This is a genomic window from Pseudomonas sp. GW704-F2 (assembly GCF_059423025.1).
Genome location: NZ_JBWKXO010000031.1, coordinates 1 through 15,620 on the forward strand (window position 1 = coordinate 1; position 15,620 = coordinate 15,620).

The following is a 15,620-nucleotide window of genomic DNA, read 5'->3' on the forward strand; positions in this document are numbered from 1 at the left end:
CAATTTAATGGTGGGCTGCCACCGGCTCAGGCCGAGAAAAAACTTAACGTCGTGTCCGGGATTAGTTGACCACTACATGTTGACCCACGGGAAAGAGGTTAGGAGGGTAAGTTTTTTGCTAGGTGCTCTGGAAGGCTTGTTTGTTATGGCTTTTCAAAGGGTTGGCAAGGTTAGCTTTTTGGTTAGGTCTGGTTATTTACTAACCTTTATTAGTGTTAAATATTCAATAAATTAATCCCTTCAAAAATAGTAACTTATGAGTTACTAACCTTTAACCTAACCTAATCTAACCCCTCAAAGTTAGGTCTCAAGCCCAACAAACACGGGCCTACCAAGTCACATCACCCCCCCTTAAAAAAAACTAACCTTTTTCCCGAGGCACCTCTGAATTCAGCTATCTGTGCGTTCTTCTAAGCGTTGCGAAAAACATACACCTTCGCAGGGTTTCGCAGGTTTTTGCCCCCTCTAAAACGCCAAGCAAACGCCCGGCCTGCGCCGTCGTAAGCGGCCCGCAAGTCCGCGGAAAAAATGACCCATTTAGGCCGCAGGCGAGGTGGGGGGACGACGGCGCGCGCCAGGTGTGAAGCACGCCATTGCCAGCGCATTTCGCCCCATTTCGGTGCGCTTCCTTCGGGCGAAAAAAGCCGCCTCAATGGGCGGCTGGTGCAGGCATCAGTTCACCTACAGTGCACCTGCCAAAGCTGGTCCAGCTTGGTGGTGTAGCTCTGGCTCATCATGTCTCGTCGCATTCCCCAGTCCGGGTTGAGGGGCACACTGGCTGAGCGAAGCGTCCCCCTACCCCATCGACCGTTGACCTGGTCCAACACCGCCATCAGCTTCGTGGCGTCGGCAGGTTGGGAAGTGGCAAATAGATCGTCGGTGTACTCCCCCTGTTGACAGAGATTCATCAATAACACCTCGGCCTTGCTGTACTTGAAACCTGGCCGGAACACTCGGTCGAGCGCGTCCACCGCCGCCTTGGTCAGCAGCCGTACATCATCGGTGGGATACGGGAGGTCAATCAGTACACCATTGGCGTACTTCGCCTCCTCGGGGTTGAACATGCCGGTGCGGATGCTGACGCGGATCTTCTTGCACAGCGACTTCTGTGCCCTGAGCTTTTCCGAGGCGCGCATCATGTAGGTGGCCACCGCCTCCTTGATGGGTGCCAGCTCCGTGAGCCGCTTGCCAAACATCCGGCTACAGCAAATCTCCTGCTTCGGCGGGTCCGGCTCGTCCAGCTCCAGGCACGGCGTACCGCTCAGCTCCCGGGCGGTCTTCTCGATCACCACGCTGAACTTCTTGCGTAGCGTCCATGGGTCGGCCTTCGCCAGGTCCATCGCGGTCTTGATCCCCATGGCGTCCAGGTGAAGTTTCATCTTGCGACCGACGCCCCAGACCTCGGACACGTCGGTGTTGCGCAGAACCCAGTCACGCTTGAACGGGTCGCAGATATCGACCACACCGCCGGTTGCCACCTGAAGCCGTTTGGCGGTGTGATTTGCCAGCTTTGCCAGGGTTTTGGTGTGGGCGATCCCCACCCCAACAGGGATGCCTGTGCAGCGCAGTACCAGGCTGCGGATCTTCCGACCGAGGGCATCCCGGCCGTCGATGCCGGTCAGGTCTGCAAAGGCTTCGTCGATGTAAAGGAAAGATGTCAACCCATGGACATCGGTTTCAATGAATATTTGTAAGGGTTTAGATCAGGTGTCCGATGTCCATAGACCACACGCATTTTTCACAGAAATGGATCACGTGGTGTCCATGGCAAATACGCGAATTTTGTGGCGACGAAAGCTAGCGTGACCAAGATGAGCCCGCTCCAATAGTCCAAAGCTCATCCAACCTGGTTGTATAACTGGGGCTCTTAAGCTCTCTCCTCATACCCCATTCAGGTGATACAGGGACGCTGGCAGTCCGCAATGTACCTCGCCCCCACTTGGCATTTATCTCATCCAAAACATTCATCACTCGCCCGCTTGCCTCTGGCTGTGATGGCGCGAATAGGTCGCCGGTGAATTCGTTAGGCTGCCGCAGATCCATCAGCAGTATCTCCGCCTTGCGTAGTTAAACGGACGCCCAAGTCACCACACCGTCATTCACCTGGCCACCTATTTGCGTTCGACTTGACCAGCCATTTGCATCGGTCATGACCACTTTGCATTGAGCACATTCATGTGCGTTGTCTGTGCAGATCGGATGGTCACGGCCTTTCTACTGGTCATGGTTACGGGGGATGCTGCCGTTTGTGGTGACGTGGGAAGCTGGTGGGCATCGTCGAGTGTTCATCGGTGAGCAGTGCCTGTTCGCAACGGATTCTTTGCTAGGTGCCCGGCGCAAACAGAGGAATTGGGAGAAGCATCTCAGCCTTGACATATGTCAAGGTCGATTTGGGTAGTTCTGCTAATCATTGAGTGTTAGCAGGCGATTGTCATGCCAAAGTCTATAATTTGGGCGAATACGGTTGAACCCAAGCACCGCAATCGGTTGACACATTAGATTTTGATTCGGCCCCCCCACAAAGGCAGCTCGAAATGAAAAATACCAAATTGGCCGTCCTCTTCCTTGCCGCATCGTTAACCCCCATATGGACGTTAGCGGCAGATCAATCTCAAGTGACACAAACGCAGCAACAAACTCCGAATGTTGCCGAGTTCGATAAGCAGATGACTCAGGCGCAAGATACCTTTCAGAAGATGCAGGCACAGATGGAGAAAATTCAGCAGACCCAAGATCCCCAGCAACGGCAGAAGCTCCTTCAGGAGCATTGGAATACGATGCAAAATGGAATGAGCATGATGAACGGTATGTGGGGGCCGGGAATGATGGGATGCTGTGGAGGTGGTGGCATGATGGGAGGCCACATGATGGGAGGTGGCATGATGGGGGGCCGCATGATGGGGTGGCAGGACTACTCGAATTTGACCCCGGAGCAAAAGAGTCAACGCCAGTACATGATGGACAGGTACACGGGAATGCAACAGATGATGATGGATCACATGATGTGGCATCAAAACTATATGCAGGGGCAGCCACCGGCCAAGCCTGGACAGTAGGTATTTGCTCGCTTTTTTGATCGTGGAGTGCGTAGTCGGTTAATTCGGGACGTACTCCTAATCTTTGCCCTTTCACCTATGGCTTGTGGCTGACTCGGTAGGGCCTCTATGGTGCTAATGGCCGTCAGTTGGCACTGGAGGTTGCTCTATCCCAATGTGCCTGGGGCTTTGTTGCGGCTGGATGCCGAGAGGCTGTTGCCGCAGCAGGCCTGAACAAATAATCGCTTTGGCCTACTAGCTGATGGTGTTATCGATAGCACAACCAACCTTCATGACCTCAGACCGCATGGAGCGCTGCGCTTGAGCATCGATAAAACGACCTGATTGATTAATACTCGCAACGAGAAAAAACCAATCGATTACTTAGGGCAGGAGGGACGCTGTTGCTCGGTGAGCGCCCACTATCTGGGGAGCCCGCAGCATTTGGAAAAATCGTACGCTACGTTTCTGAGAGGCTAGCGACGGGCCTTGTCGAAGGCAGCCATGATGTCCTGGTCAGCGACTCCATGACAGACTTGTGCTCTTCAATGTGGCCATCTGGTAGGGGCTTCTCAGAAAGCGGAAAAAGCACGCTAGGTGTAACGGCTCGCGTTTGAAAACGGCCGGGCTCGCAATCGATGCAATTTACAGCTCAGATTAACTGCGGCTGACGAAGCCCTCGGGCTCACATTAGCTGCGAGCGAGCTTGCATTCAGCCGCGCCGGCTTGCATTTAATCTCAATGGGCTCACGCTTTCTGCAACTGAACGCCCCTCGCTCAGACCGTCCAATAAACCAGGGTTTGTTGGACGGCCGTCTCTCAGCAGGCAACCCTCGCGCAAACCCGCATTGCTGACATCCAGCTACAGTCTCCAGCTTTCAATATCCGACTACACTGGACTCTCACTGAATAGTTGGACAAAGCCATGTTGATTGGATACGCCCGTGTCTCGACCGACGACCAACTTCTCGATCTGCAACGCGACGCTCTGGCGAAGGCTGGCTGCGAGCGCGTGTTCGAGGATACAGCCAGCGGAGCCAAGGCCGAGCGGGTTGGTTTGACCGCCTTGCTGTCCACGCTACGCCGTGGCGACACCTTGGTGATCTGGCGCCTGGATCGCCTCGGCCGCTCGCTGAAGGATCTGATCCGACTGGTCGAGCAACTGGACGCCGCCAGCGTCGGCTTGCGCAGCTTGCAAGAAAACATCGATACCGCCTCGATTGGAGGCCGTCTGGTATTTCACCTATTCGGCGCCTTGGCCGAGTTCGAGCGCAACCTGATTCGCGAGCGCACCCAAGCCGGCCTATCCGCTGCGCGGGCCCGTGGCCGCAAGGGTGGGCGCAAGAAACGGCTCGATCCGGCCAAGCAAGAACTCGCCTTGCGTCTCTATCACGAGCGGAAACACACCGTGGCGGAAATCTGCCGTATGATGGGCATTGGCCGCTCGACGCTCTACAACTATCTGACCGAGGCCGAACGCAATGCCCAGCGGGCAGCGTAAGGCCATCCCAACCGATTCGCTGATGCAGTTGCGGCAGCGGCTCGACCGTCTGCCGAAGAAAAGCCCGGAACGGGCCGCCCAGGTGACTGCGATAGCTGAGTTGTATGGCGTGTCCCCGAGCACTGTGTACCGGGCGCTGAACTTCATCCATAAACCCCACGCGGCCCACCGGGCCGATCACGGTAAACCGCGCGTGTTGCAGCAGGCCGAGCTGGAACGCTACTGCGAGCTGATTGCAGCGCTGAAACTGCGCACCACCAACAAGCAAGGGCGGCACCTGTCTACCCGCCGCGCCATCGAGTTGCTGGAAGACTATGGGGTGGAGACCGTGCAAGGGTTGGTCAAGGCGCCTAAGGGTGTACTCAGCCGACCAACCGTCAACCGCTACCTATCCTTGTGGCGACTGGATCAACCGCGGTTGTTGCGGCAGCCGCCCGCGACGCGCTTTCAGGCGGCACACAGCAATGACTGCTGGCAGTTCGACCTGTCGCCCTCTGACCTCAAACACATCGATAAACCGGACTGGATCGACCCGGCCAGAGGTGAGCCAACGCTGATGCTGTTCAGCGTGGTGGATGATCGCAGTGGTGTGGCCTATCAGGAATACCACTGCGTATACGGCGAGGACGCAGAGTCGGCGCTGCGCTTTCTGTTTAACGCCATGGCGCCGAAGGCTGACCCCACCTTTCCGTTCCAAGGCCGCCCCAAGATGATCTACCTGGACAATGGCCCGGTGACCAAGCGCCGCGTCTTCCAGAACGTCATGCAGGCGCTGGGCATCGAGTGGCAGACACACATCCCGGCCGGCAAGGATGGCACCCGTACCACAGCCCGCTCCAAAGGCAAGGTGGAGCGCCCTTTCCGCACGGTGAAGGAAGCCCACGAGACGCTGTATCACTTCCACAAGCCTGAAACCGAAGCGCAGGCCAACGAGTGGTTGATGCGTTATCTGGTGCGCACCTACAACGCACAGGGCCATCGTTCCGAGCCGCATTCGCGGATCGAGGACTGGCTGGCTAACCTGCCCGCCGAGGGCCTGCGCGAAATGTGCACCTGGGAGCAGTTCTGCCGGTTCGCCCGCGAGCCCGAACGACGCAAGGTCGGCGTCGATGCGCGAGTCACCATCGACGGCACGGCCTACGAGGTGGAGCCCGACATGGCCGGTGAGTCCGTAGTGTTGCTTTGGGGCTTGTTCGATGGTGAGCTCTATGCCGAGTTCGAGGGGGAGCGCTTCGGGCCTTATTACCCAGTCTCCGGGCCAATTCCACTGCATCGCTACCGCGCATTCAAACGCGGCAAGGCCGATGAACGATCCGAGCGCATCCGCTCGCTGGCTGACCAGCTTGGTCTACCCATCGCCGCATTGGCCGGCGACGATGTGCGGCTGACACCTCCCGCAGCTCCCATGGCACTGCCGCGCCAACCCTTCGATGCCGAGGCGCATGAATACCGGTTTCCCAGCGTCATCGCAGCCAAGCTCGCCATTGCCGATGATCTGGCGCAGCCGTTGGCTAAGCTCTCACCCGAAGATCAGGCATTCATCCACCAGATGCTGAGCGAAACCCTGACGCGCCGCATCGTGTTGGAGCGCGTTCGGGGCTACTTCCGCCACAAGAAAGCAGGAGAAGAACATGCGGGTTGAAGTGATGCAGCACTACGGACTGACGTTGCCGCTGAACCAGGCCGGCTACTTTGAGACCGCCCACCATCAGCAGTTGATCAAGGACATCAAGGGGGCGATCTTCGAGGGGCGCCTGATCGCACTGTGCGGCGTCATAGGCAGTGGCAAGACCGTGATGCTGCGCCGGCTTCAGCAAGCGATGGAAGAGGAAAAGAAGATCACGGTCTCCAAGTCGCTAGCCATCGAGAAGCACAGCATCAAACTGGCCACCTTCATCGCCGCGCTCTTCTACGACCTCTCCTCCGAAAAGCAGGTACGCATCCCGACCCAGGGCGAAAAACGTGAGCGTGACCTGCGCGAGCTGGTGAGGAAGAATAAGCGCCCGGTGGCCCTGTTCGTCGATGAGGCACATGACCTCAACGGCCATACGCTGACCGGCCTTAAGCGCCTGATGGAACTGGTCGAGGACGGCGACGGCCGATTGTCGGTGGTGCTGGCCGGGCATCCCAAGCTGCGTAACGACCTGCGCCGCCCGACGATGGAGGAAATCGGCTACCGCACAGATATTTTCTCGCTCGACGGCATCGCCGGCAGTCAGCGCGAGTACATCCACTGGCTGCTGGAAACCTGCACTGCGGGGAAGGTCGAACCCGAGTCGATCCTGAGTGAAGACGCCATCGACCTGCTCGCCACCAAGCTGCGCACACCATTGCAAATCCAACTGCACCTCAGCATGGCATTGGAAGCCGGCTACCTGACTGGCGAGAAACCGGTCTCGGCGGAGCTGGTGGAATCAGTGCTGTCGCGTCAACTGGATGATCTGGAACCGACCCTGACGCGCCACGGTTACCGCATCAAGGATCTGGTAGATCAGTTCGACGCCAGACCCAATGAGATCAAGGCGCTGTTTAGCAACGCGCTCGATCCGGCGCGCGCCGCTGAGCTGCGGGACAAGATGCTGGCAGCGGGGTTGCCGATCTGAGTCTGGGGGCTGAGGAGCAACGGAACAGAAAGTGCACTTAAGCCCTGCCATCTCCTCTCAGCGCAATAGTCCAGGTACTCCAACTCTATCCTCTGCTTGATTCCGTACTTAACTACGGAGATAGAGTCGACTCGTGGGTAGAAAACCCGAGAGGAGGCTGTTATGAAATACCTAAGACTGCTGCTGATAGTTGGTTCGACTCTGCTGTCATCCACCATATGGGCCGAGGGCGGGAGCGATCGTTCGATTGAGCGGGCCGCTTCTATGCACGACAAGGCTGAGGCGGCCTTGGTGGTGAAGATTGAGCAACGAGGGGCCACGGCGGCTAGCCGTGTCGAAGAGCAGCCCGCCTGTTCACCTGCAAGGTAGTACATGAGCGACCGCTCCACGCTCCGCTCGACCAGACTCAGCGTGAGTTTGTCCTGATAAGGCGTGAGCGTAAATGTCAGATTACCCATCTGTGGCCTCTGCAAGTGCTCCTTTGGCCATTCAGCGGTGCTCATTGAGCGCCGCTTTTTTTTAAGCTCCAGCCGACAAACAGGGGTGCCTTACGAAACTGCTGATCGTAGGTCAGCGCGGCTCTTTGTTCCTATGCAGCGAAACGATCAGCGGACAGGAGACAGTCCCGTGGCTCGCACAACAGTCGTGAACCAGTTGCTCCAAAACTGACTCGATCCGTCGCAGATCTGCGAGCTTGCCGCGCACGTCCTCGAGCTTCTGCTCGGCGAGCACGCGCGCTTCATCACAGTGAGCGCCGTCATCCAGCCTCAATAGCCCGGCCACTTCTTCGAGGCTAAAGCCCAGCCGTTGCGCGGATTTTACGAATTTCACCCGGGCGACATCCGCCACGCCGTAGCGGCGAATGCTGCCGTAGGGCTTGTCCGGTTCGGGCAACAGCTCCTTGCGTTGATAGAACCGGATGGTTTCCACGTTGACCCCGGCCGCCTTGGCGAAGGCGCCGATGGTCAGGCTTTCCACATTGTTTTTCATACCGCTTGATTCCGTACATGACTACGGGATTAACCTTAAACCATCGATCAAATGCTCGAAAGGAGAAATGCATGTCTGAACCATCAAACGGGCGCGCCCCTCTTGTTGCCGGGGCGCTTGCTGCGATTCTCGCCTCGACTTGCTGTCTTGGGCCGTTGGTACTGATCGCACTGGGATTCAGCGGGGCCTGGATCGGCAACCTGACCGTGCTGGAACCTTACCGCCCGATCTTTATCGGTGGGGCGTTGATCGCGCTGTTTTTTGCCTACCGGCGCATTTTTCGACCGCAACAAGCTTGTAAACCGGGCGAAGCCTGCGCCATCCCTCAGGTACGCACCACCTACAAGCTGCTCTTCTGGGTGGTGACGGCATTGGCGCTGGTCGCGCTCGGCTTCCCCTACATCCTTCCCTTGTTCTACTGATCAGGAGTTCGCCATGAAAAAACTGCTCGCATCCTTCGCCCTTGCCACTCTCGTCGCCACACCTGTCTGGGCGGCCATCCAGACCGTTACCCTGTCGGTGCCCGGCATGACCTGCGCCGCCTGCCCGATTACGGTGAAGAAGGCGTTGACCAAGGTCGATGGCGTGACCAAGGCTGAGGTGAGCTTCGAGAACCGCGAGGCCACCGTCACCTTCGACGATACCAAGACCAATGCCCCGGCGCTGACCAAGGCGACTGAGGACGCCGGCTACCCGTCCAGCGTCAAGCAATAGGCGGGCATTCCAATGGCAAATTCTTTCAATCTGTTCACGCGGATCGGTGACAAAGCCGGTTCTGTTGGCGTGCTGGTTTCCGCCATAGGTTGCGCCTCGTGTTTTCCCGCCCTTGCCAGCCTGGGGGCCGCGATCGGTCTGGGCTTTTTGAGCCAGTGGGAAGGCCTGTTCATCACCACGCTGCTGCCTCTTTTTGCTGGACTGGCTCTGCTCGTTAATGCCCTTGGCTGGCTCAATCATCGGCAGTGGCGACGGACTGCGCTCAGTCTGATCGGCCCTGTTCTGGTGCTGGCAGCGGTGTTTTTGATGCTGGCTCACGGCTGGCGGAGTGGCTGGTTGCTCTACATCGGCCTGGCTCTCATGTTTGGGGTGTCCATCTGGGATCTGGTGTCGCCCGCTCACCGCCGTTGCGTACCGAATGCCTGTCCGACGCCGCCAAAACCGTGATACCGCCACTAACCCCTCCGAGGAAACAAAGAATATGACCACCTTACGAATCCGCGGTATGACCTGCGCCTCCTGTGCCGAGCATGTCAGAGAGGCCTTGGAGCAAATTCCCGGTGTGCACCGGGCGGATGTCTCCTATGCCAGCGGCAAAGCCGAATTGAAGGCCGACGAGGGCGTAAGCCGAGAGCAAATGCAGGCCGCCGTCGAGGCTCTGGGGTATCGAGCGGCGTTCGAAGATTCCACGATACAAGCCCGTCCTGGCCTGCTCGACAAGGCGCGGGGCTGGTTGAGCGGCAGCACTGGCGCCGGGAAAGAAGACGGTAGGCTCCACATTGCGGTCATCGGCAGCGGTGGCGCGGCGATGGCGGCCGCGCTCAAGGCGGTGGAAGGCGGTGCCCGCGTTACCCTCATCGAGCGCGGTCTCATCGGCGGCACCTGCGTCAACGTGGGCTGCGTGCCCTCCAAGATCATGATTCGTGCCGCGCATGTGGCCCATCTGCGCCGCGAGAGTCCGTTCGATACTGGATTGTCCGCCACGACGCCGACGGTCCTGCGCGAGCGACTGCTCGCGCAGCAGCAAGGCCGTGTCGACGAACTGCGCCACGCCAAATACGAAGGTATTCTGGAGAGCACCCCAGCCATCAGCGTGCTGCGTGGCACCGCCCGTTTCCAGGACGGCCACACGCTCAGCGTGGAACTGGCCGAGGGTGGCGAGCGCATCGTAGCCTTCGACCGCTGCCTGGTCGCCACCGGCGCAAGCGCTGCCGTTCCGCCGATTCCAGGGCTGAAAGACACGCCGTACTGGACCTCGGACGAGGCGCTGGCGAGCGATACAATCCCTAAGCGGCTCGCCGTGATCGGCGCCTCCGTAGTGGCGGTGGAACTGGCGCAGGCCTTCGCCCGGCTGGGTAGCGAGGTCACGATCCTGGCACGCAGTGCGATGTTCTTCCGTGAAGACCCGGCCATCGGCGCGGCGGTGACGGAGGTCTTCCGTATGGAGGGCATCGAAGTGCTGGAGCAAACGCAAGCCAGCCAGGTGTCCCACGCCAACGGCGAGTTCGTACTGACCACCAACCATGGTGAGTTACGTGCCGACCAACTGCTCATTGCCACCGGGCGCTTGCCGAACACCCAGGGCATGAATCTGGACGGCGCCGGCGTGAAGCTGGACGAGCGCGGTGGAATCCGGATTGATCAGGGCATGCGCACCAGCGCAGCGGATATCTATGCGGCCGGCGACTGCACCGACCAGCCGCAGTTCGTCTATGTGGCGGCGGCTGCTGGCACCCGCGCGGCAATCAACATGACCGGCGGCGAGGCAAAGCTCAATCTCGACGTCATGCCGGCCGTGGTGTTCACCGATCCGCAAGTGGCCACCGTCGGCTACAGCGAAGCCGAAGCGCACCACGCCGGGATCGAAACCGACAGCCGCACCTTGACCCTGGACAACGTGCCGCGCGCGCTGGCCAACTTCGACACGCGGGGTTTCATCAAGTTGGTCGCCGAAGCGGGCTCCGGCCGGCTGCTGGGTGTGCAGGCGGTGACTCCGGAAGCGGGCGAAATCATCCAGACCGCCGCCATTGCCATCCGCGCCCGGATGACGGTGCAGGAACTGGCCGATCAGTTGTTCCCCTACCTGACGATGGTCGAGGGGCTGAAGCTCGCCGCACAGACCTTTAACAAGGACGTCAAACAATTGTCCTGCTGCGCAGGGTAATGAGAGAGCGAGGTTGAAACATGAGCAACACGGCAGGCGATCTCGGTAGGTGCGACAGCCTACGCAAGACATGGCAGGTGGTCAGCTTCTGGGGGCTGCCTGCCGTCGTGGCGACGATAGCGATTGTTCTGTCAGATCGACGCCCCGCGTTGTTCCTGGTAGCGGGCGCCGCGCTGGCCGTGATGGGCGGCGCCTGCCTGGTCAACGCCACGCGTTGTCGCCGCCTTCACTGCTACATCACGGGGCCTTACTTCCTGTTGCTCGCGGTTGGTGCGCTACTGGCTTATGTGTTTGACCAAAACGGCGAGCATCTCTCCAGGCTGTGGCTGCTACTGGCTCTGGGTGCTGCACCGTTGCTCATCTGGCTACCTGAGCGCCTAGCCGGAAGGAAATATCTGAGCGCCCCAGTTTGCGGTGAAGATCGGGAGTGTCGGCGATGAATGCCTACTCCATATCCAGATTGGCCGAGGACGCGGGCGTTAGTGTCCATATAGTCCGAGATTATGTGCTGCGCGGCTTGCTGCACCCCGCGCGGCGCACGGAAAGCGGTTACGGCATTTTCGATGAGCGGTCCCTGGCGCGGCTGTGCTTCGTGCGTGCCGCCTTCGAGTCCGGTATCGGGCTCGACGAATTGGCGCGGCTCTGTCGAGCGCTCGATGCGCACGATAGTACCGATGTGATCGGGTGTATCGAGCGCTTGCTTCGGCAAATCACGACACGGCAGGCGGCTTTAGCCGCAGTGAAAACGGAGTTGGCCGGGCTGACCCATTGCGCCGTCGAAGGTCACGCCCATGCGTAACACCAACCAATCCGAATCAATCAAGATACCCCGCTGGCGCGCCTACACGTGGGGTGCGCTCGCCGCGCTCACTTGCCCCTGCCATTTGCCGGTGCTGGCATTGCTGCTTTCGGGGACTGCGGCCGGGGCCTTCGTCAGCGAACATTGGAGCCTCGCTGCGCTCGTGCTGGCGGTTCTCTTCATCCTCTTCCTGAGAGCGGCACTGCGGGCCTTTCGGGAGCGGCCGTGATCCGCTCAGACCACTGCGCGGTCTCCGCTGCCGAGTTGCGGCAGAGTTGGGAGCGCCGGGAATTCTTCTGCACTACCGGCCGCAGGTCGATCTGCGCACAGGTTCGATCACGGGTGCGGAAGCGTTACTAGGTTTTCTTGGACGACGGAGGAACCCCATCATGAACGCAAACAACACCCCTACCATCAGCTGCTGCGAATGTTGCAAGGACATTCCCCTTGACGCCGCGCTTACGCCGGAAGGTTCCGAGTACGTCGTGCACTTCTGTGGCCTGGAGTGCTATCAACGCTTTATGTCTCGCGCGGATAAGAGGGCGGCATTCGAGCCTGATAGCCCCTGCACACAAAAGGTCAGTACCCGTCACGACGACTAATTCGCTTTGCCTCTGGAAAGTGGCTCTGGTTAATTGCAGAAAGCGTGAGCCCACGATGATGGAATGCAAGCCGACGCATCTGAATGCAAGCTCACTCGCAGTGAATGTGAGCCCGGCTGCTCCGTCAGTTGCAGTTAATCTGAGCCGGGAATCGCATTGATTGCGAGCGCGGCCGATTTCAAACGCGAGCCGTTACAGCTAGGTCTTGGCTTGTTCAGATGTTTGACTGTTGGCGGCACTTTCCAAATTGCAACTGCAATTGACCAACCCGAGCAAAATGCCGCACGCCTGCACAGGTCGAGCACCCGAACACTGTCCGCGCAGAGCAAGCAAGTTTTGCCTCAGCTGCAACAATGCTTCCACACGCACTTCCACTTGCTGGATATGGTTGTCCAGTAGCACATTGACCTCGCCACAATCCTGCGTCGGATAGTCTCTCAGTCCTAACAATGCCCGAATTTCGCTCAACGTCATGTCGAGCGAACGGCAATGACGGATGAACTGCAAACGCTCGATGTGAGCATCACCGTACAGCCGGAAGTTGCCACCGCTTCGCGCGGGCTTCGGCAGTAGTCCTTCCTTCTCGTAGTAACGGATGGTCACGACCTCGCACCCAGAGCGCTTGGCGAGGTCGCCAATTCTGATTTCCATTTATCAATCCCATTTATCACTTGACTCTATAGTGACTATAGAGATTTTAATGGAGTCTGAATAGATGACTTGCAGGAGTTACCCATGAGCGAATGCGCTTCAAAGGGTTGTGGCTGCTCGGCTGAGCCGATCATCCAACCCACAACACAAGCCCCGCTTCCAACCGAATCGGCTCAAGCGGTGTATCGCATCGAGAACATGGATTGCCCCACGGAGGAGGCACTGATCCGAAGCAAGCTGGCCGGACTGACAGGTGTGGTTGGTCTTGAATTCAACCTGATGCAGCGTACTTTGGTCGTTCGGCACGAACTGCCTTCGCTGGCTCCCGTTGAGCAGGGGCTGACTGCAATCGGCATGCAAGCCGTGCGCATAGATCAGGCATCGACCGAACAAACGACCAAACTATCAATTACCAAGATGGATTGCCCGACCGAAGAAACGTTGATCCGCAACAAACTCGGCACAGTGGCCGGGGTTGCGGATCTCGATTTCAACCTGATGCAGCGCACGCTGTCGGTACGCCATGCGAACCAGGTTCTGCCAGACGTGCTCGCGGCACTGCAAGCGCTCGGATTCGAGGCGCAGGTAGTGGACACGGCAGAATCTGCATCGCCATCTGCTTCCCCTGTGACCACGCCAACCAACTGGTGGCCGCTGGGCATCTCCTTGGTAACGGCATCAGCGGCAGAGGCGGTCTACTGGCTCCACAACGGCAATCATTGGTCGGTCGTCGTTCTGGCGCTCATCGCGGTTTTCACAGGCGGCCTTTCTACCTACAAGAAGGGTTGGATCGCGCTCAAGAACCGTAACCTCAACATGAACGCCCTGATGTCGATTGCCGTTACAGGTGCCATGTTGATCGGTCACTGGCCCGAAGCGGCGATGGTGATGGTGCTCTTCGCTCTGGCCGAAGTGATCGAGGCCAAGTCGCTGGATCGTGCTCGCAATGCCATTCGTGGCCTGCTCGACCTGACCCCGGAACAGGCCACGGTACAACAAGCGGATGGCACATGGCGCGAGGTCGGCGCAAAACTAATCGCCATTGGCAACCGCGTCCGGGTCAAGCCAGGTGAGCGCATCGCCCTTGATGGTGAGGTGCTGGAAGGCCGCTCTACAGTCAACCAAGCACCGATCACGGGCGAAAGCCTCCCGGTCGAGAAGTCCCCTGGTGATCCGGTGTTCGCGGGCACGATCAACGAATCCGGTTCATTCGAGTACCGTGTCACCGCCGTGGCCAGCAACTCCACACTGGCGCGCATCATTCACGCGGTCGAGGCTGCTCAGGGGAGCCGTGCGCCGACCCAGCGTTTTGTCGATCAGTTCGCCCGCTGGTACACCCCCGTAGTGTTCGGTGTTGCCATCGCCATCGCATTGTTACCGCCGCTGTTCATGGGGGCGGCATGGCTCGACTGGATTTACCGAGCATTGGTTCTGCTGGTAGTCGCCTGCCCGTGCGCACTGGTGATTTCTACGCCAGTCAGCATTGTCAGCGGCTTGGCCGCTGCCGCCCGCCACGGCATTCTCATCAAGGGCGGGGTCTATCTGGAAGAGGGCCACAAGCTACGTTGGCTGGCTCTGGATAAGACCGGCACGATCACGCACGGCAAGCCGGCTCAGACCGATTTTGTCACATGGGGCAATGCACTCGCCGTAGACAGCCGCAGCATCGCTGCTAGTTTGGCCGCCCGCTCCGACCATCCTGTATCCAAAGCGGTGGCACAGGCCGCGCAGACTGATGCGATTGTCTTACTCGAAGTGGCCGAGTTCAGCGCGCTGCCTGGTCGGGGTGTGCAAGGCCAAATCAACGGTGAGACCTACCATCTTGGCAACCACCGAATGCTCAAAGAGCTGGGACAGTGCACGCCAGAGCTGGAACAGCACATCGCAGCGCTGGAAACCGTAGGCAAGACCGTCGTGATGTTGGTAGGCGCAAAAGAGGTACATGCCTTATTCGCCGTCGCGGACACCATCAAGGACAGCAGCAGGAACGCCATCGCCGAGTTGCATGCACTGGGCATCAACACCATGATGCTGACTGGCGACAACCCCCATACGGCACAGGCCATTGCGGCACAAGCTGGAATCGACCGTGCCCAAGGCAACCTGCTCCCAGAGGACAAACTGAGCGAAGTTGAGCAATTGGCCAAAATCGGCAAGGTCGGCATGGTCGGTGATGGCATCAACGATGCCCCGGCCTTGGCGCGTGCGGACATCGGCTTTGCCATGGGAGCGGCTGGCACAGATACCGCCATCGAGACCGCCGACGTGGCCCTGATGGATGACAACCTGTGCAAGATTCCGACTTTCGTGCGTCTGTCGCGTGCAACGGCGCAGGTGTTGATGCAAAACATTGTGCTGGCCCTTGGCATCAAGGCAGTATTTTTGACGCTCACCTTCACGGGTCACGCGACCATGTGGATGGCTGTGTTCGCGGACATGGGGGCCAGCTTGCTCGTCGTTGGCAATGGCTTGAGGCTGTTGCGCCAATGAGCTGGAAATTCTTACTTTATGGCTGGGGTGGTCTGAACATCGGTAAGCGTCCACCCAACACACCTTGCGTG

Annotated in this window: 17 protein-coding genes and 1 pseudogene; 14 read left to right on the forward strand and 4 right to left on the reverse strand. The window is 58.9% G+C overall.

Features of this window, described 5'->3' with window-relative positions:
- Positions 1–677 precede the first annotated feature (677 nt).
- Together AC07W0_RS22615 and AC07W0_RS22620 are read right to left on the reverse strand one after the other, a co-directional pair.
- Positions 678–1,661 carry a DUF4113 domain-containing protein gene (locus tag AC07W0_RS22615; protein WP_256580865.1) on the reverse strand — a complete coding sequence of 328 codons (984 nt, stop codon included), beginning with the start codon at positions 1,659–1,661 and terminating at the stop codon, positions 678–680.
- A gap of 136 nt (positions 1,662–1,797) precedes the next feature.
- A pseudogene (locus AC07W0_RS22620) lies at positions 1,798–2,061 on the reverse strand (DUF4113 domain-containing protein); the annotation flags it as partial.
- 473 nt (positions 2,062–2,534) lie between these two features.
- On the opposite strand from AC07W0_RS22620, the gene AC07W0_RS22625 reads away from it, so the two are divergent.
- The 5 genes from AC07W0_RS22625 (at position 2,535) to AC07W0_RS22645 (ending at position 7,508) form a co-directional block, all read left to right on the forward strand.
- Positions 2,535–3,056, forward strand: coding sequence for a hypothetical protein (locus AC07W0_RS22625; protein ID WP_102617789.1), 522 nt, complete (start codon positions 2,535–2,537; stop codon positions 3,054–3,056).
- A gap of 904 nt (positions 3,057–3,960) precedes the next feature.
- Positions 3,961–4,536 (forward strand): recombinase family protein, encoded by a 576-nt coding sequence (locus AC07W0_RS22630; protein WP_102617790.1) that lies wholly within the window; start codon positions 3,961–3,963, stop codon positions 4,534–4,536.
- Positions 4,537–4,540: 4 nt separating this feature from the next.
- A complete protein-coding gene (locus tag AC07W0_RS22635; protein WP_207234900.1) occupies positions 4,541–6,178 on the forward strand; it encodes a DDE-type integrase/transposase/recombinase in 1,638 nt (545 codons plus the stop codon).
- Positions 6,168–7,139, forward strand: coding sequence for an ExeA family protein (locus tag AC07W0_RS22640; protein ID WP_099593675.1), 972 nt, complete (start codon positions 6,168–6,170; stop codon positions 7,137–7,139). Before AC07W0_RS22635 ends, AC07W0_RS22640 begins: the two co-directional genes overlap by 11 nt.
- 162 nt (positions 7,140–7,301) lie before the next feature.
- Positions 7,302–7,508: a co-regulatory protein PtrA N-terminal domain-containing protein gene (locus AC07W0_RS22645; protein ID WP_010466038.1), complete on the forward strand. Its 207-nt coding sequence runs from the start codon at positions 7,302–7,304 to the stop codon at positions 7,506–7,508.
- Positions 7,509–7,709: 201 nt separating this feature from the next.
- Here AC07W0_RS22645 and merR read toward each other — a convergent pair whose 3' ends face one another.
- Positions 7,710–8,129 carry a mercury resistance transcriptional regulator MerR gene (merR, locus tag AC07W0_RS22650; RefSeq protein WP_032860807.1) on the reverse strand — a complete coding sequence of 140 codons (420 nt, stop codon included), beginning with the start codon at positions 8,127–8,129 and terminating at the stop codon, positions 7,710–7,712.
- A 71-nt stretch (positions 8,130–8,200) separates the two neighbouring features.
- Between merR and merT the strand changes: the two genes are divergently transcribed.
- The 8 genes from merT (at position 8,201) to AC07W0_RS22690 (ending at position 12,408) form a co-directional block, all read left to right on the forward strand.
- Complete coding sequence (merT, locus tag AC07W0_RS22655) at positions 8,201–8,551, forward strand: mercuric ion transporter MerT (protein ID WP_102617792.1); 351 nt, start codon at positions 8,201–8,203, stop codon at positions 8,549–8,551.
- A gap of 13 nt (positions 8,552–8,564) precedes the next feature.
- On the forward strand, positions 8,565–8,843 hold the full coding sequence (merP, locus tag AC07W0_RS22660) for a mercury resistance system periplasmic binding protein MerP (protein WP_019819715.1): 279 nt from the start codon (positions 8,565–8,567) through the stop codon (positions 8,841–8,843).
- Between the two features lie 12 nt (positions 8,844–8,855).
- Positions 8,856–9,290, forward strand: coding sequence for an organomercurial transporter MerC (merC, locus tag AC07W0_RS22665; RefSeq protein ID WP_019819717.1), 435 nt, complete (start codon positions 8,856–8,858; stop codon positions 9,288–9,290).
- A gap of 34 nt (positions 9,291–9,324) precedes the next feature.
- Positions 9,325–11,007: a mercury(II) reductase gene (gene merA, locus AC07W0_RS22670; protein WP_102617793.1), complete on the forward strand. Its 1,683-nt coding sequence runs from the start codon at positions 9,325–9,327 to the stop codon at positions 11,005–11,007.
- Positions 11,008–11,027: 20 nt separating this feature from the next.
- On the forward strand, positions 11,028–11,447 hold the full coding sequence (locus AC07W0_RS22675) for a hypothetical protein (protein ID WP_102617794.1): 420 nt from the start codon (positions 11,028–11,030) through the stop codon (positions 11,445–11,447).
- The gene (gene merD / locus AC07W0_RS22680; RefSeq protein WP_102617795.1) at positions 11,444–11,806 is read left to right on the forward strand and encodes a mercuric resistance transcriptional repressor MerD; all 363 of its coding nucleotides are present in this window, start codon (positions 11,444–11,446) and stop codon (positions 11,804–11,806) included. The genes AC07W0_RS22675 and merD overlap by 4 nt, the downstream gene beginning before the upstream one ends.
- Complete coding sequence (gene merE / locus AC07W0_RS22685; protein WP_019819729.1) at positions 11,799–12,035, forward strand: broad-spectrum mercury transporter MerE; 237 nt, start codon at positions 11,799–11,801, stop codon at positions 12,033–12,035. The genes merD and merE overlap by 8 nt, the downstream gene beginning before the upstream one ends.
- A gap of 160 nt (positions 12,036–12,195) precedes the next feature.
- Positions 12,196–12,408 (forward strand): DUF3330 domain-containing protein, encoded by a 213-nt coding sequence (locus AC07W0_RS22690; RefSeq protein ID WP_019819731.1) that lies wholly within the window; start codon positions 12,196–12,198, stop codon positions 12,406–12,408.
- Between the two features lie 198 nt (positions 12,409–12,606).
- Here AC07W0_RS22690 and cadR read toward each other — a convergent pair whose 3' ends face one another.
- A complete protein-coding gene (gene cadR, locus AC07W0_RS22695) occupies positions 12,607–13,053 on the reverse strand; it encodes a Cd(II)/Pb(II)-responsive transcriptional regulator (RefSeq protein ID WP_482211658.1) in 447 nt (148 codons plus the stop codon).
- Positions 13,054–13,143: 90 nt separating this feature from the next.
- Here cadR and AC07W0_RS22700 point away from each other — a divergent pair, with 90 nt between their 5' ends.
- The gene (locus tag AC07W0_RS22700) at positions 13,144–15,549 is read left to right on the forward strand and encodes a cation-translocating P-type ATPase (RefSeq protein WP_102617796.1); all 2,406 of its coding nucleotides are present in this window, start codon (positions 13,144–13,146) and stop codon (positions 15,547–15,549) included.
- Positions 15,550–15,620 lie beyond the last annotated feature (71 nt).